Raw genomic sequence first — 18,154 nt, 5'->3', positions numbered from 1 at the left:
GAGAAGTTAAGCCCGCTTGCGCCGATGGTACTGCAATGCAATGCGGGAGAGTAGGTGGCTGCCTTCTTTACTTTGGGTCTTCAAGGTCTAACGACTTTGGAGACCTTTTTTTGTATCTGGACATAATAACATGTTTCCAATTTTTTTGTCAATGAACCATTATGGACTTGTTTGCAAAATAAATATCCATTACCTTTGTTTTTATAAAACTATAAAAACGTCAAAATATGAAAAACGGAGTATTAAAAATTCTTTTAGTGGCAGTTCTATCCGTTCTTGCTACTTCTCATGCTTTTTGTCAGCAAAATCAAGAAGTAGAGAAAACCGAGAAAGCAAAATCAAGCCAAGTAGTAGAAGAGATGCCTGTGTTTCCTGGTGGTGAGAAGGCTTTAGTGGCTTATCTTAAAGAGAATCTTAAATATCCAAGTGTTCCTGCAGAAAATGGAATTCAAGGTAGGGTAATAGTATTGTTTAAAGTCGAGGCTGATGGTAGCCTCACCGACGTGCGAATAGGAGGTAGTGTTGACCCTTCTATTGACAGAGAAGCATTACGTCTTGTAAAGGCTATGCCCAAATGGATACCAGGTAAGCAGGATGGAAAGCCTGTGCCAGTGAAGTTTCAATTACCAATTACTTTCAGTTTAAATTAATTAATTGAACTTTCGCAAGTTCAGAGAATTAATAAAATAGTCTTTATTTTTATATTTTGGCGTTAAAGTAATCTGTTTCATTTTGACGAAACGATTACTTTAACGCCTTAGTTGTTTTTATAGACTACCTTGTCTGTATAATTTTCATTTGTGAACCATTATGGACTTGTACAGGTCATAAATATCTGATAACTTTGCTCCTTACTTAATGATAATTTTTATAACATGGGAGCTATATTACTGATTATTCTTATAGGAATTATATTATTTGTTGTACTTGGCCTCTTGGGCTGGGGTGTTCAATTGTTGGGTTTATTTGGAGGCTTCTTAGGTAGTGGAATCACTGGATGTATTGGATGCTTCGTCAGATTCTTCTGGTTTATTTTCGTCGCCTTCGTTCTTATTGTTCTCGCTTGTTCCGTATTCTAAATTCATAAGTCAGTCCCATAACCTTAAAAATAATAACTATTATGACATATTGCAAAAAGTGTGGCGCAACGCTACAACCAGGAATGAAATTTTGTACCAAGTGTGGACAACCCGTCAGCTTGCAACCTCAGGCACCTCAGCAACCTCAGGCTCCACAGCCTGTGCGTCCTCAAGCACCTGTTATGCCACAGCGCCCGATGCAACCGCAGCGACCTGTTATGCCACAAGCCCCTACCACACAATCTCCACAACCAAGCAAGGGAATGTTCACCAATGCCGTGCGCTCTGTTGCTAACGCCATGACCGGTGGTGCGCTCAATCGTCAGATAGCCGAAGAGCAAAGACAGGCCCTAAATCAGCAGGCAGCTGAGGGACGTGCCGAAATACGTGAGGCACGAAACGCGCAGCAGCAGGCTGAACAGGCACAGATGGCAGCCGAACGCGAAGCAGAGCGTAGTCGTGACCGTCGCAGTATGGAGGCAGTAGATGGTGTTGACGTGGTGCGCGGCAGAACCATCTGGAACATTCAGCCCGGCGAGATAGCCCGCAAGATCAGCGAACGCGAACTTGACGAGATAGAGAAACTCAAGGGAATAATAGTGCAGGAAGGTTGCACCGCCATCATCTTTGCTAATGGTGAGCTGGTTTCCACTCTTTCGGCTGGTGCCTACCTATTCTATAAGTCGTTGGAAGAGGAGCAGGCTGCCATCAAGGCGGCTGTGGAGAAGGCTGAGAAAGACATGGCTGAAGCCGAAAAGCGTGAACGCGACCGCAAACGTCTGGCTCAGCCCACATTCCGCGAGCTCGGTATCGTGGGCGAAGTAGGCAGAGGTTTCAGTTGGCTTGGCCGCATCATCTTCGGCGAGAAGAAGGGTGAGCAGAAGGAGAAAGCCAAGAAGCGTCAGCTGAATTATGCCCGCATCTTGGCTCGCATCACTCAGGCTCCTATCCTGTCAGTTTATATAGTCAGCAACCGTTTCATCACGCTCACATTCGGCGGTGCTATTAAGGAGGACGGCAATCTTGCCTTCCAGCCCTATACCATTCCGATGGGCATGCATGACGTGCAGATAGGTGTGTCGCTCCAGATGAGCGTCAATGACATCCATGCCTTTGCCACCAATTATCTCGCCGACCGCAACAGCGTCACCACAAGAGAGTTGCAGCAGATGCTCAGCGGTACCGTAGAGACATTGCTGCGACAGGAGCTTCGCAATCAGAACTACGAACAAGGCGGATTGACCGTCGACATGGTCAACGCTCTGAAAGAACATATCCGTCAGACCATCAATCAGCAGGTGTATGGCATAGAATGCACTCAGGTGCTGAACATCACCGACAACAATAAGGACTTCGAGCGTTTCCGTCAGGTGGAGCGTCAGCTGTATAATACAGAGAAGGAACTCGACTACATGCACCGCACGGGCGAGTTCCGCAACCGTATGGAGGTGGAGGCTAACGCCCAGCAGATAGCTTCGGCAAAGAACGCCGAAGAACTGCGCCATGCTCTCCAGAATCTCAATATGGACCAGCTTCTGCATGACGACGAGCTAAACGAGTTTGTGCAGATGCTTGAAAGCCAGAAGCGCATACGTGAGGCAAAGACCGAGGAGGAAGAGTTCGAGGCTTTGGAAGACCTTCGCCGCAACCGCCTCGTGAAGCAGGAGGAGATGGAGGTGCTCGAAGACGAACTTGCACATAAGAGAATCCCGCGTGAAGAGATAACGGAGATAATGCGCATACAGAGTCAGCAGAACATCGACGCTGCCCGTCTCAAAGCAGAGTGGGCTCTCGACGACTCGCGCACTGACCATGACTGGGAACGCGAAGACTTGGAGCGCCGCCGCAACTGGGGCATCGAAGACGAAGAGCGTGAGCGCCAGTGGATGCAGGAGGAAAAGGAATACAACCGCCAGCGTGACCGCAAAACCCAAGAAGACGACTACGACTTCAAACAACTCATGCGCCAGCGCGAAATAGATAAGGAAGACCATCTGCTCGCTCGCAACGAGAAACTGGAAGACGACCGCCTCGCCTACGAGCGCAACCGTCAGGAGAAGATGGACGACGAGCAGCTGGAAGCCAATCGTCACCAGCGCCAGATGGACAAGCTACAGCAGATGGCGCAGATGCAGCAGCAGATTGACCAGCAGAAGTATCAGCACGAAGAGAATATAGCCACCATCGAGAGCAACGAGCAGATCAATCGCGACAACCAGTTTGCCAATATGACGGCAGAACAGATACGTGCAGCACAGCTCTCTCACCTCACCGCAGACGCACAGGTGGCAATGGCTAACGCCTACAATGGCGAGAAGGAAGCCGACGCCTTGCGAAAGACCGCTGCCGAGAAGGAAGCCATGATGCAGCAGATGCTACAGATGCAGCAGCAGAACAGCAACGCACAGATGGAGGCGATGATGAAGATGGCTGGCATGATAAAGGATACTGCCACCGGCATTAGCGGTGCTCAGCAGACACAACAGCAGCAGCGTATAAGCCAGCTGGAAGAGGACAACCGCCGACAGCAGGAGCGTGTAGACCATACTCAGGATGTGGCAATGAACAATATCTCGCAGGTAAGCTCGGCAGCTGCCAACAACCTGAACGCCTTTAACGGAGGAATAGGCGGCAATGCAGCCAGTCAGCAAGCTCCTCAGCAGACAGCTCCACAAGAAGCAGCCCCTAAGCAGGACCTGATAGAATGTCAATGCTATAACTGCGGACACACCATCCGCATAGCGCAAGGCACACCATGCTGCCCTGACTGTGGTGCTCCGTTTCAATGGTAAAAACTAAAAATCAGAAAGACTATGAGCGACATAAAACTTGATGGCGACGCGGCTGTGGTAGGCGGAATACATACCGACTCACACAATACGCAAAACAACTATACCACCACGACCAACACCACCAACAACAGTACGGTGAACAACAAGACTGTATATGAGGCGCAGAAGACGCAGACTGAGATTTATCAGCAGAACGAACGTCTCTTTCTCGAAGCAGTGCAGGAACGTCTGGTGGACGGCAAGCTGGACAATCTGCGTCTGGCTGAGCTGAACCAGCTGAGCATACAATGGCAAATAGCTCCGATGCGTGCCTCGCAGATAATCGACCAGGTGCGCCGCAACATCAGCGTGATGCAAGGCAGCAAGGGCAACGAGTTCTTGACAGAGCAGACTCTTAACGAGGTGTTTAATGCCATACAGACCAACCATACTGACATCCTGCAACGCAAGTTTAATGGTCTGGAGCAGTTGGCTCGTGTGATGACGGCCGACAACAACATCCAGTTCTACTATCATCTGCTGCTTGCCTCGATGTATCCCGACAAGTGCGCCCTTGCCTTCTTCGGTTCGCGCACCGACAACTATTGGCAGCTCTTCTGGGCGCATGTGGCATTCATCAAGACAGGCAACGTGGACAATGCCACCGTGCTCCTGCCAAGAATGGGCGGCTTCGGTTGTCCGCAAGGCGACATTGCCCTGCTGATGGCTCTCGACAATCTTGCCGACTATCACAAGAACGGCAAGCAGGACTACTACCGACAGCAGACCCTGCAATATCTCGACCAAGCCGTGCAGAACGGAATGAGCGAGCCGCTGGGTGCTCTGTGGTACGCCGTGAAGGAGATGCTTGAGGACAAGCCCCAGCCCGAAGAGTGGTATCAGTTTTATTGCGACACCACCCTTGCCGAGCTGAAGCCCAAGGAGAAAATCAAGATGGCTGTGCCTCCGCAGATGCCCACGCCTCCACCTATGCCGAAGTTTAATGCGCAGAACGTGAAGCTCAACCAGATGCGTGGCTTCAATCCTCTGCAAGCTGCCAACAACATGGGATTGGGAGTTGCTACTCCTCCGCCGATGCCGAAAGCTTCTGCTGTGCCGCCGATGCCTGGACAAAGCAAGTCGGCTCCGCAGCCCGCAGCCGATGCCTTGGACGACCGTTACGGCATCATCCTTACCAACGCCAATGCCTTGGCAAGAAAATACGGATGCAGCACGCAGGACGTGTATGACGTCTTCGACGACTTCATACAGAACGCCTACGACCAGCGGATGTACTGGACATTCCTCGACATTGCCCAATACGGAATGGACTCAGCCAACGAGCCTCCATCATGGATAGAATGCAACGAGGCTGTGTCGCGCTGCATAGCCGAAAACAAGCTGACAGCAGGTGCCGACCTACATCTGTTTATAATAGGTGGCGACGACGTTATTCCTATTCCGCGTGTGGAAGACCCGTGGCCGTATGGCAGCGAACGAATACCCACCGACACATGCTATGCCTTTGAAGGCACCTACATCGTGGACCTGCTGGACAACCGCGACTCCGACTTCACCGTAGGATGCGCCCGAAACAATGTGGCGCGACTGCCGTTGGAAGACGGAAAGCTCAGTACGGACATACGCAGCGACCTCGGTGCTTACTTCAATATCAGCGGTATGTACGGCGACGGAATACCCGTAGGCAATGTGTTGATGATAAGCAATCGCGACTGGATTCCAGCCAGCTGCACGATGACCCAGCACCTGCCGCTACTTTACAACAACGATGACCCCGAACTCATACGCAACGGAATGTATATCAGTCCTAAGCTGCTTATGCAAGACGCTGAAAGCCTTGGCATCTACTGCAAGTCGCTGGACAATGCCGACATGCTGATGTTCAATCTGCATGGTGCCGACGCAAAGGGCATGTGCGGATTCTATAGCGAGGCAGAAGCCTTCAATCCTTCGCTTCTAAGTCATGGCAAGGCAAGGGTGTTCAACACCGTGGCATGCTTCGGTGCCCGATATGCCGGTTACGATCGCAACGACTCGATGTTGCTCAGCGCCCTCTATGGAGGAGGCGTATTGCTCTATACCGGTTCGCTCGTGTCAGTGCCGATGTTCAGCAGCGGAGAGACCGACGAGGTGCGCGAGCTGATACTCAATCCGGGTACGGGCAGCGAGGTGCTTATGCGCCTTTATCCTCTCTATCAGTTTAAGGGAATGACGGGAGGCAAGGCCCTGCTGCAAGCCAAGTGCGACTACTTCAATATGTGCCGCAATATAGAGGACGACTGCTTCTCTATGAGCACAGCCTTGATGTTCTGCCTCTATGGCAACCCGATGCTTCATGTGCGTCGCAGCGACCACGTGATTGAGTCGGCTTTGCGTAACGATGCCATGCCGCCTGCCGCAGTAAAGGCTGACGGAATGCCGCTCAGGAAGACAATGTGCCAGCGACTGTTGAAGAAAGACATGAACAGCCAGTCGCTCATCGACCAGATACGCGGATATGTTGACGACAACTTGAACGCCATCCGAACGATGGTGGAACAGCATCTCTATCGGCAGTTGGGACTGAACCCGCAGACGCTGGACAGCATTGACCAATTCAGCCGACCCACCATCGACGGCAATTACGAGATGGGCTATTCGTTCAACTATCATGACCCTAACCGACAGTATGCTGCCGACACCTTTGTGGAGGTGGATGCGAAGGGCAAGACAAAGAGAATTTACACAACTAAAAAATTGAACTTTCGCAAGTTCAGAAGTTAATGGGATTAAAGAAGTTATCACTCCCTTTGGTCGTTCAAGAAGTTCTTGCTTAAGCAAGCGGCAAAGCCGAGCGAACGGACAATAGCTTTATTGCTTAAACAATAGGACATTTGTCCATTAACTTCACGAGCGAAGCGAGTTATCTTCCAATAACTTCCAATAACTACTTTCGCTTGCGAAATCTAAGTAATAATAATTAAAAACTGAAATAATATTATGGGATTCTTTGGTTTTAAGTCTTCCCGCGAAGTGGAAGAAGAAAAGAGACAGGCAGCGGAAGAGGCTGCAAGAAAAGTGGAACAGACTAATCTGACCAACCTCAGCAATCTGAGCAAGGGCAGTCAGGTGAACTTTGCCATTCCTTACTTCGACGTGTTCGACCCGCGTCTGCAAGACTATGGTGTGCCCGTGGCTGTTCACGGTGCCATTGTGTATGCCATTGAGGATATGGACCTCTTCCATAGCGTTAACCGCAACGAGGCTTACAGCGACGAAACCTTTAAGAACAAGCTTCGTGGTCAGCTCACCAAGTTCATCAAGAGCGTGGTGGTGAATGCTCCTATAGACGCTCAGATTCCAGTGGTTCAGATTGAACGCAAGATTATGGAGATAAGCGAGCTGGTGCAGCAGCGTGTTATGCCACAGGTGGAGAAGCTCTTCGGCATCACCATCCGCAGTCTCGACATCACGAGCATCAACATCGACAAGGAGAGCCGTGGCTATCGCGAGTTGAAAGCCCTTACTGCCGACCTTGAGAAGGAGCGCATGATGGCTCAGCACAATGCTCAGATCTCAAACTTCAATCTTAACAACGATCTTCAGCAGGATATGCTCCGCAAGCAGTCGTCGCTTAATCTGGACGCTATGGGCAGAAAGCAGGAGCTCGACCTTGGCGGTCAGGAGGAACTGCAGCGCATGAACCTTGAGAATCAGCGCGAGACAATGCGCATTCAGCGTGAGGAGATGCAGCGTGCCTCTCGCCTGCAGACCGAACAGACCTTTATGGGTGCTCACCAAGCCAACCTCAATGCTGGCGTTCTGAACAACGCCATGGACAACGGCATCAATGCCTTCCGTCAGCAGCCTATGGGTGGTATGGGTCAGATGGGTGGCGTTCCGCAGATGCCGGGCATGGGTGGTGCGCCGCAGATGCCTGGTAAGGGAGCCGTTCCTCAGGTGCAATACTTCATCGGCATAAACGGTCAGCAGTATGGTCCGTGTGACTGGAACAAGCTGCAGCAGCTCGTTCAGCAAGGTCAGCTCACCCAGCAGTCGTACGTATGGAAGAACGGCATGGCGCAATGGGAGTTTGCTGGTAACGTGGCAGAACTCGCTCCGTTGTTCCAAGGAACAGCTCCGCAGATGCCGGGAATGCCGCCGCAGATGCCGGGGATGTAAAGTTTCCAAATAGTTAAAAACAAAAGTAACAAACATTAAAGATGTTATAGTATGGGAATATTCAAAAAAATGGTCGATGATATTGCAAAGACTGTTGGGGAACGTCTGGAAGATGTAAAGAACGAGGCCTTGAAGAATTTGCAAGAAACCAAACATGACTTATTCAATACTGATGATGACAAATCTGATGACGAAAATGTTAAAATCAAGTTGGGGACATTCGAAGATGGTGTGTTGACTATTGACGAAGGATATACATCCCTTGATGATGAGTCTTTGGATGGATATGAAGGAATTCGTAAAGTCGTTTTCCCTTCTACATTGATAAAATTATCGGGTTGTGTTTTCTATGAAAAGGAGAAGTACTTGGAAGAGGTGGATTTCTCTAAAGTAACGTTACTCAAGGAAATACCAGATGAATTATTATCTGGCTGTGATCGAATTAATGAAGTAATAATTCCTAAAGGAGTGGAGATTGTTGGCGACAACTTCGCAGGTGGCAAGAGAGTAAGGAGAGTATTTATTCCGAATTCGGTGGAGAAATTGGGATATCCAATAGAAGATGGCACTATATCCGAGTTGTATCTTTATACTAATAAGATTACGGATTTAGAATCTTTGAGTTATAGCGTGGAGATATTGTATGTGCCAGCGGAACTGTACACATACTATGCGCAACTTTTACAGAGAACCGATTCTGAAATAAAACTAAGAAAGATGCCAGAAGACATGCTTGACTTCTATGGTCCGTACGAACCACAGACTCCGTTACCACTTCCGGAGGACATGAGCGATGATGAAGATGAAGAAGATGAAGAGTACGGAGAAGAAGATACAGAGGACGTAGATATCGAGGTAGAAGAAGATGAAGATGATAATGAAGAAGAAAGTCAGTCAGAATCAATCGCTAAGCCTCAGATAGTAAAGTCGTCCGGCAATCTCTTCTCGGATGGTCTTGAGGAGCTTATCAATTCTGTAGCAGAGAATGATGAGCTGACCGACAAGATGAAGGAGATAGTTCTGCGTCGTGCTGTCATGGAGGGAGAAGATCCTGATGAGGTGGAAATGGTGCTTGAGGCAAGATTCTACGAAAAACACCATTAATAGACATATAAATAAAATTCAATAACAACGAAATAATATTACTATGTACAACGAAAAATTGGAAGCGCTCATCACTGCTGCATTGGCAGATGGAGTGCTTACTGACAAAGAGAAAAATCTTCTCTTTAAGAAAGCCGAGGCTATGGGCATAGACCTTGACGAGTTTGAACTTGTGCTTAATGGTCGTCTTGCAAAGCGCAAGAAGGAGATGGAAGCAAAGTCTGCACAGAAGAAAGATGCAATACCGCAGGAGTTGGACGACCTTATCAAGGAGTTGCTCACCGATGGCATCATCTCTCCCAAAGAACGTCAGGTTCTTCTGAACAAGGCACAGACCTTAGGATTAAACTTAGATGAGGTTGACCTCTACATTGATGCCCAACAGCAGAAGGCTGACCAGGCAGTAGCTACTATTATGAACCAAAGAAAAGGGAATACATGCCCTTACTGTGGAGCTCCAATTCCTCTTTTAGCAGACAAGTGCCCATCTTGCGGCCAATTCATCACACCAGAATCAAGCAAAGACTTAGAAGAAATTTTCAATCATCTGGAGGATGCACTGGTTAAATTCAAGTCTTGTGATAATACTGCCGAAAACCAAGCTAATGTCGAGCGCTATATTCGCAAGGCAAAGATGTACTATAGCAACAATCCAAAAATCAAACTTCTGCTTCAAGAAGTAGAGAATGAGATTGAAGATGCTAACGAAAAAGAAGAAGAATCTAAGCGTAAGGCTTGGAATGTTGTAAAAATAGAAGTAATTATAGCTGCTATAATAATTATCATTTGCGTAATAGGTGCTAATACAAATAGTGATAGAAATGACATTGGGTGGAAGTTAGCTATACCTTATGCTGTACTAGGATCTGCAGCAATAATAACTATTACTATAAAGAAATTCTGCCTTAAAGAAAAGATCAACTTAAAAAATTAATATACAATGAAGAGAACATTAATTTACGTATTTGGTCCCAAGCGGCTTTCTTCTCATTATTTCTCGAATACTGAGTTGAAGCAGGAGGACGGCGGTTGGCTCAAAATCGGTCAGACCTCCGAGACAGATGACTGTAAAGATATGTGGGATTGTGCTATGGAGCGAATCAATCAAGAGGTTCGTACGGGCATCCCTGAGGTATGTCAGCTTTTTGATGTATTTGAGTACCCAGAGATGAGCGGCAATGTGGATGATAGAATCCGCAACTTGCTGACCAACGATATGTATTGCTTGGAGTGTTCAAAGTTGCATAACCAAAGTGTTGAAAAATATGAGATTAAGGCAGGTCGTGAGTTTGTTTATGGCGTAACTCGTAGTCAGGTGCTCAATGCTGTTGCAAAGTTTGAGCGTGACCTTATCTTGGATTACTACGGCAAGGAAGGCTTCGATGACTTTATGGAATTGATAAAGCACAATAATTCAGTAGAGCTACCTTTCGAGCCTGTAACAGAAGGTGAATCTACTGACGCTCCTGCTACCAGCAACGAAGCTTCAGAGGCTAATGTTGAATGGTGCAACAATATTTGGGAGAAAGTAGTTGAAAGAGTAAAAGACAAAGTGCAGTCACATATTAACAACCCGAAGGGTCGCCCATACATCGGTTTCAATTCGCCAACCCACGAAGGCTTTGCTTATGACTGTGGCTACAGCGTTCGCTATAACACAGCCAGAGTTTGCATATACACAACAGGTGGTGAGGATGCTAAAGTCAAGATGCAGGAATTCATTGCCAAGAATGATGTTCTCTCTCAGTTGCCTAACTTGGAGCAGAAACCTGGTGCAAGACAGGAAGGCAAATGGATGTGGCTCGTTACTGATACGTTGGAGAAATCAGATGACGAATTGGTAGACTGGTTTGCAGAAAACATCTTGAAATTGTATAACACATTTGAAAAGTAAACCAATCAACCATAACTGAACAAAAGAGGCGATCTTTATGGTCGCCTCTTTTGTAAAAGGTTATCAACGACAAAATATGTGCAAGTTACGCGAGAAGTGCTTAAGTATTATCAGATAGTGATGGACCATAGCGACGACAAGGAGGATAAACAAAATACAAAATAATATGGCAGGTAAAATGTCTTTATGCATTATCAAATACACCTATACACGCTATGTAGGGGTGGACATCGAAAAATATACTCATGGAATCTATGAGTATGTGAAGGAAGCGTTCGGGGAGTTGCAGCCACAAATGTCGGAGCCAGGAACTATACCAGACATGCCAGACTATATGGACGTTGTGCTCTGCAAAAAGGACGGCAGCAACTTCTTAGAAATGGATATCGTAAGACGTGCCATCAATATCCCGACTGACTATCAGTTGGATGGATTGGTTCTTGAATTATGTATCACTAACTGTGATGGTACTGAATATAAGAAGACACACCATTATCATCAATCGGCAAAGACAAAGAGGATACTTCCAATGAAACAATTATCTTATGACGAATTCAAGCAATTGGCTGAGCATCCGCAGCATCGGGATGTGGCAGCCGTCTTCAAGCTCGAAGTATTAGAGACGGAAGAGCTGGAGGAGAAGAAGCGTTCGCATTATCCTAAATATAAGGTGAGCAATTTTTGTCCGCAAGCCTTTGCCACAACCCTTGAGGAGGCTGAGAGGCTGATGCACCAGGACATAGAATGTCGCAGAAAGATGAAGCGGGAGGACGACTATCCGCGCGACACCTTCTGCTATTATATCTCGGAGATTCCGATGGGACTGTTGCACTATAACCGCGAATGTCTTTCTGAAAGTGTGTATGACGGTGAGGGAAACCTTATTGACCGCTCCTTCTGCTGCTCGGGATTCAGCACCTACTATCCAGGCGTAAGCGACTCGCCCGAATACGACCGCCATCCTGACGAGACCTTCCGAGGCAGAAATGCAGAACAGATTAGATTCCAGAAGGGCGACATTGTGGAAGTATATAGTGGCGACGAGGTGAGGCTTGCCATCGTTGTAGGCACTCCGCTTACTACGGAATGGATATGGGAGAAAAGCCAAAGCATTAAGGATAAGAGAGGATTGGATGAACTGCCTTTCGACGAGACCGACGACAGCTACACCGTGATAGATGGTCCCGGCTATGAATACCACGAACACGTTCCGTCGCTGCGTGTCTTCGCCCCTCACTATCATGTGCCACTTTATCTTCAGAGACGATTCAAGGGTTATCTGGAAAAGGCTGAGAAAAAGCAGAAAGAAGAGGAGGAGCGAGACAGAATACTTCGCCAAGCTCACGATTGCAGCTTCCGCAACAAGCAGCAGTTGGAGCAGTCGAAGCTATGCGGCTGCTTCAGCTGCTGCGAGATATTCCCGCCGTCCGAAATCACGGACTACATCTCCGACGAAGAACCGACAGCCGAATGCCCCTACTGCCACATCGACGCTGTAATAGGCGATGCCTCCGGCTTTCCGATTACCGAGGAGTTCATGAGGAAAATGATGCGGAGGTGGTTTTGGTAATTATGTAAAATCACTATTATCATAGATTTCTTAAAGAAAAATAGAGGAGTAATAGTGCTGTAAATCAATAGTTTTGCTTATCGTGAACTATTGTGAACTTGTCGTATTCACATAAATTGTGTAATTTTGCACAACTATTATAATACGGCAATAACAAAACATGAAATCTATGATAATAAATAAGTTGTTGAATAAGTGCTTATACATTGCTGCTGTCAGTTTTTTTCTGTTGGCTTGCTCTTCGGGAGCAGAAAACGGTGTGGACGATGAGCCTACACCTCCGCAGCCCGAAAAACCAACAGTGCGTATACCCATTGGCATCAGCACCTCTATAACTCGTGTCACCGAAACTGCGTTTGAGAGTGGCGACCGGATAGGACTTTATGTTGTGAATCGTAACGATGACGGTTCGCAAAATGACTTAAAGCCTTCGGGCAATTATGTTGACAATATGCGTTATACATATTCTTACAATACTTGGACTCCCGACGAGACAGTGTATTGGAAAGATGACAAGACGTGTGCTGATTTTTATTTGTATTATCCTTATCAGGCAGTACACGCAAACGAGAACCCTATGGTGTTTAAAGTAGAAGCTGATCAAAGCAAAGTCAACTCTTATAAGAATTCCGATGTCATCATTGGTTCTACGTTAAATGTGGCGCCAAGTCAGACAACTGTCCACATTGCGTCAAAGCATGTGATGAGTAGGGTGGTGATAGCCTTGAAGCCAGGCGAAGGATTCACCGATGCTTCGCTTGCCGCCTCGGACGTTAAGGTGACGCTTAACGTTCCTGCCGTAAGTGCCAACATTGACCTTGCTACGGGCAAGGTGGAACCTATTATGAATTCTGATAGTGAGTCATTGACTATGACTCCGATGACACCATACAAGGACGGCAATGTCTATCGTGCCATTGTGGTGCCGCAGCAAGTAGCGCAGACCAATCTGATAAATGTGAATGTGGACGGACGTGACTTCGTGTTCTCCAAGGCTTTCGATTTTGTAAGTGGCAAAAGCTATACGTTCAATGTAACACTTGCTAAGAAAAGCAGCGGCTTGAACGCCACCATAACCGGATGGGACTCAGACGGTGTAGACTATGGTGGAACGGCTACTGAGGAATAATCTGTTTTTTATTGATTACTGTTGCATGATGAGGAAACACATAAACTTTCTTATATATATTGCCATAACTATATGTGTGGTGTTGTGTGCTAGTTGCGCTGACGGACTGTTCGGCGCTGACGGCACACAGTACCACACCCAGCGTATTGAGCTTTCGGGCGAGATAGACCAGGTGGCTGTGACGCGTGTCAACGACGGCGGCTTTTGCAACGGCGACGGAATGGGCATCTACATTGTTGACTATAAGGCTGGTACACCCGGCACGCTGCAGCAGAGTGGCAACCGTGCCAACAATGTATGCTACACTTACGATGAAGCCAACCGTAAATGGAATTCTGACTATGATGTTTACTGGAAAGACTTTCATACCCATATAGACGTATATGGCTACTATCCATACGCCCAATCTGTAAACATCGACAACTATACTTTTAATGTACAGCGCGACCAGAGCACTGCCACTGCCGACGGCAAGATGGGCGGCTATGAGGCGAGCGACTTTCTTTGGGGCAAGTTGAGCGACGTAGCACCCACCAGTGCCGCTTTGCGTCTGTTGCTGAGACACCGTATGTCGAGTGCCTGCGTGAAACTGCTCAAGGGCGAGGGTTTCACCGAGAGCGAATGGGAAAGCATAGATAAGACAGTGCTTGCCACCAATCTGGCACGTAAGGCAAGCATAAACATGACGGACGGAACCGTGAAAGTGGCAGGTGACGTGGAGACGTCGGCTACCATTCCCTCGCAAGTGAACGATGAATGGCGTGCCATCGTAGTGCCTCAGACTGTCCCAGCTGGCACTATACTCTTCAACATCACTATAGGTGGAGCACCGTACAAGTTCGCTAAGAACGAGGCGTTTACCTATGTGTCGGGCAAGATGATGAAGTTCAACATCAGAGTGGATAAGGCCGAGGGTAATGGCAAGTATCGTCTCACGCTTGTAAGCGAGAGCATTGCCCCTTGGGAGAATGATCTCCAGAGCCATGATGCCACGGCTACTGAGTATGTTGTTATCAACTCCACTGCCGGACATCTTAAAGACTCGATAGCCGCTTCGCATAAGGATATTGCCATGGTGAAACGCATGAAGGTGACCGGCATCATTAATCATCATGATTTCATAATGATGCGCGACAGCATGCCAAAGCTTACGGCTCTTAACCTCAAGGATGTAAGAATCAAAGTACCGACCAGTGGCTATATTAATCCGGATTGGAAAGATGATGAAATACCTTCTGAATGTTTTATAAGAAAGAAAACGCTGACAAGCATTGTGTTTCCTGACGTTCTTAAGAGTATCGGAAGTAACGCTTTTGCCGGCTCTGGTTTGAAGGGGTCTCTCAATATTCCCGAAGGTGTGGTAGAGATTGGGAAATGGGCTTTTACTAACAACGACTTTACCGGTATCTTGACATTACCTTCCACGTTGAAGAAAATAGGCGTTAGTGCTTTTAGTGAGTGTTGTTTTATATGTCCATTGAACTTGCCGGATGGAATTGAAGAAATCGAATCTGGATGTTTTTATAATTGCCGGTATCTGTATGGCAAGCTGATATTGCCAAGTCATTTGAAGAAGATGGGTTCAAGCGCATTCCGTGGTTGTACTGGCTTTAAAGGCGACTTGGTGATTCCTAAATCCTTGACCGTTATACCCGGGCTCGCTTTTTACGAATGTGGGTTGGAAGGCAGATTACAGTTGCATGATGGCATCACTGCTATAGAAAAATGTGCATTTACTCGTAACGGATTCATTGGCGAACTTGAATTGCCGAAGAGTCTTACAATACTTGAACGTGGAAACTTCGATGGAAATTATTTCTCAGGAAGCTTTAAGATACCCAAGGGATTGTTAAGCATTTCTGTATCAGCTTTTGCATATTGCGCTTTTACTGGGGAGGCGGAGATTCCAGAGGGTATTCTGTCTATTGGTGAAGGAGCATTTTATAATAACGAAAATCTGCAAAAGATAATATTGCCAAGCAGTCTTGAGTTAATCGATGATCAAGCCTTCGGATATTGCAAATCGCTTCGCGTAATTGAATGTAAGAGCACCGTCCCTCCAGTTGTGAATGACAGAGCTTTCTATGGAGTCCATTTGCAAGACCTCACTGTTATCGTGCCTAAGTCTGCTTTAAATGACTATAAGTCGTCAGATTTCTGGTCGGGTTTATTATTAAAAACTGTCGAATGATAAGAAAATACATAAACTTTCTTATATACATTACCATAACTATATGTGTGGTGTTGTGTGCTGGCTGCGCTGACGGACTGTTCGGCGCTGACGGCACCCAGCACAGCACCTGTCGTATTGAGCTTTCAGGCGAGATAGACCATGTGGCTGTGACACGTGTCAACGACGGCGGCTTTTGCGACGGCGACGGAATGGGCATCTACATTGTTGACTATAAGGCCGACATTCCCGGCACATTACAACAGAGTGGCAACCGTGCCGATAATGTATGCTACACTTACGATGAAACCAACTGTAAATGGAATTCAGACCAAGACGTTTACTGGAAGGACAATCATACCCATATAGACGTATATGGCTACTATCCATACGCCAACCCCGAAAGCATCGACAACTATACTTTTAATGTGCAGCGCGACCAGAACACTGCCACTGCCGACGGAAAGATGGGCGGTTATGAGGCGAGCGACTTCCTTTGGGGTAAGTTGAGCGATGTAGCACCCACCAGTGCTGCCTTGCGTCTGCTGCTGAGACACCGTATGTCGAGTGCCTGCGTGAAACTGCTCAAGGGCGAGGGCTTCACCGAGAGCGAATGGGAAGGCATAGACAAGATAGTGTTTGCCACCAACCTGGCACGTAAGGCAAGCGTAAATATGACCGACGGAACCGTGAAAGTGGCAGGTGATGTGGAGTCGTCGGCTACTATTCCCTCGCAAGTGAACGATGAATGGCGTGCCATCGTAGTGCCCCAGACAGTCCCGGCTGGCACTACGCTCTTCAGCATCACCATAGATGGCGCGCCTTACAAATTTGCGAAGAACGAGGCACTTACCTATGTGTCGGGCAAGATGATGAAGTTTAACATCAGAGTGGACAAGACCGAGGGTAATGGCAAGTATCGTCTCACGCTTGTAAGCGAGAGCATTGCCCCTTGGGAGAATGATATTCAAAGCCATGATGCCACGGCTACGGAGTATGCTGTTATCAATACCACTGCCGGACATCTAAATGACTCGATAGCCGCTTCGCATAAGGATCTTACCAAGGTAAAACGCATGAAGGTGACCGGCACCATTAATGCGCGTGATTTTAGGATTATGTGCGACAGTATGCCAAATCTTACGGCTCTAAATCTAAAGGATGTAAGAATAAAAGGAGTATACAGATATATGTTTGGAGGGAGTTGGTGTTTGGAAGATAAAGCTGAAGATGATGTATTGCCTGGTTTTTGTTTCAAATATAAAAAAACGCTGACAAGCATTGTGCTTCCTGACGTTCTTAAGCGTATTAACCCAAGGGCTTTTGACGGTGCAGGTCTGACGGGTTCTCTAAATATTCCCGAAGGTGTGGTAGAGATAGGCGATAATGCTTTTGTAGACAACGACTTTACTGGTGTCCTGACATTGCCTTCCACATTGAAGAAGATAGGTAGTGATGCTTTTAATTCTGCTGGGTTTAAATGTCCTTTGAATTTGCCGGATGGAATTGAAGAAATCGGATCTGGATGTTTTTGGGATTGTCGGAATCTGTATGGCAAGCTGATATTGCCAAGTCATCTGAAGAAGTTGGGTTCTGGCGCATTCCGTGGTTGTACTGGCTTGAAAGGCGACTTGGTGATTCCTAAATCCTTGACCGTCATTCCTTCAGGTGCTTTTAAAGCATGTGGGTTGGGAGGTAGACTACAGTTACATGGTGATATCACTACTATAGAGGGTAGTGCTTTTAGTGCTAACGGATTCATAGGCGAACTTGAATTACCGAAGAGTCTTACAGTACTTGAAGGTTACAACTTCCAAGAAAATGACTTCTCAGGAAGTTTTAAGATACCCAAGGGCTTGCTAAGCATTTCATCATTTGCTTTTTCAAATTGCGCTTTTACTGGGGAGGCAGAGATACCTGATGGAGTTACGTGTATTCATGGATGGGCATTTTCAAATAGCGAAAATCTGCAAAAGATAATATTGCCAAGCAGTCTTGAGCTAATCGATGTGGGTGCTTTCTACAATTGCAAATCGCTTCGCGTAATTGAATGTAAGAGCACCGTTCCTCCAGTCGTGAATGAAAGTGCTTTCAATGAAGTTCCATTAGAAGACCTTACTGTTATAGTGCCTAAGTCTGCCTTAAATGACTATAAGTCGTCAGAATCCTGGTCGGGCTTTAAACACATCATTGCAAAATAAAGCAGGAATACAGGCTGCAGCAGTGAATGTGAGTAACGTAATAAAAATAAACAA

The 18,154-nt window shown here is 47.0% G+C and carries 11 protein-coding genes; all 11 read left to right on the top strand.

All coding sequences use genetic code 11. From position 1 onward, the window contains the following. Positions 1 to 227 precede the first annotated feature (227 nt). The 11 genes from I6E38_RS08105 to I6E38_RS08055 all read left to right on the top strand — a co-directional run bounded on the left by I6E38_RS08105 (position 228) and on the right by I6E38_RS08055 (position 18,100). Complete coding sequence (locus I6E38_RS08105; RefSeq protein WP_407936652.1) at positions 228 to 650, top strand: energy transducer TonB; 423 nt, start codon at positions 228 to 230, stop codon at positions 648 to 650. A gap of 470 nt (positions 651 to 1,120) precedes the next feature. Continuing rightward, entirely contained in the window at positions 1,121 to 3,871 is a 2,751-nt protein-coding gene (locus I6E38_RS08100; RefSeq protein ID WP_235393492.1) for a zinc ribbon domain-containing protein, read from the top strand. 21 nt (positions 3,872 to 3,892) lie between these two features. Next, entirely contained in the window at positions 3,893 to 6,634 is a 2,742-nt protein-coding gene (locus I6E38_RS08095; protein WP_235393491.1) for a hypothetical protein, read from the top strand. Positions 6,635 to 6,850: 216 nt separating this feature from the next. Next, positions 6,851 to 8,032 (top strand): SPFH domain-containing protein, encoded by a 1,182-nt coding sequence (locus I6E38_RS08090; protein WP_235393490.1) that lies wholly within the window; start codon positions 6,851 to 6,853, stop codon positions 8,030 to 8,032. A gap of 51 nt (positions 8,033 to 8,083) precedes the next feature. Further along, entirely contained in the window at positions 8,084 to 9,136 is a 1,053-nt protein-coding gene (locus I6E38_RS08085; RefSeq protein ID WP_235393489.1) for a leucine-rich repeat protein, read from the top strand. 43 nt (positions 9,137 to 9,179) lie between these two features. Next, the gene (locus I6E38_RS08080; RefSeq protein WP_235393488.1) at positions 9,180 to 10,070 is read left to right on the top strand and encodes a tellurite resistance TerB family protein; all 891 of its coding nucleotides are present in this window, start codon (positions 9,180 to 9,182) and stop codon (positions 10,068 to 10,070) included. Positions 10,071 to 10,076: 6 nt separating this feature from the next. Next, positions 10,077 to 11,030, top strand: a complete 954-nt coding sequence (locus I6E38_RS08075) for a hypothetical protein (RefSeq protein WP_235393487.1) — start codon at positions 10,077 to 10,079, stop codon at positions 11,028 to 11,030. A 166-nt stretch (positions 11,031 to 11,196) separates the two neighbouring features. Further along, positions 11,197 to 12,600: a hypothetical protein gene (locus I6E38_RS08070; protein ID WP_235393486.1), complete on the top strand. Its 1,404-nt coding sequence runs from the start codon at positions 11,197 to 11,199 to the stop codon at positions 12,598 to 12,600. Between the two features lie 169 nt (positions 12,601 to 12,769). Next, entirely contained in the window at positions 12,770 to 13,729 is a 960-nt protein-coding gene (locus I6E38_RS08065) for a fimbrillin family protein (RefSeq protein WP_235393485.1), read from the top strand. A gap of 25 nt (positions 13,730 to 13,754) precedes the next feature. Further along, entirely contained in the window at positions 13,755 to 15,920 is a 2,166-nt protein-coding gene (locus tag I6E38_RS08060) for a leucine-rich repeat protein (RefSeq protein WP_235393484.1), read from the top strand. After that, positions 15,917 to 18,100 (top strand): leucine-rich repeat protein, encoded by a 2,184-nt coding sequence (locus I6E38_RS08055; protein ID WP_235393483.1) that lies wholly within the window; start codon positions 15,917 to 15,919, stop codon positions 18,098 to 18,100. The genes I6E38_RS08060 and I6E38_RS08055 overlap by 4 nt, the downstream gene beginning before the upstream one ends. The last annotated feature ends 54 nt before the right edge of the window (positions 18,101 to 18,154 follow it).

This window comes from Leyella stercorea (assembly GCF_021531355.1).
Lineage (GTDB): Bacteria > Bacteroidota > Bacteroidia > Bacteroidales > Bacteroidaceae > Prevotella.
The sequence above is the reverse complement of the archived record's forward strand: the minus strand, read 5'-3'. Positions and strand labels throughout refer to the sequence as shown.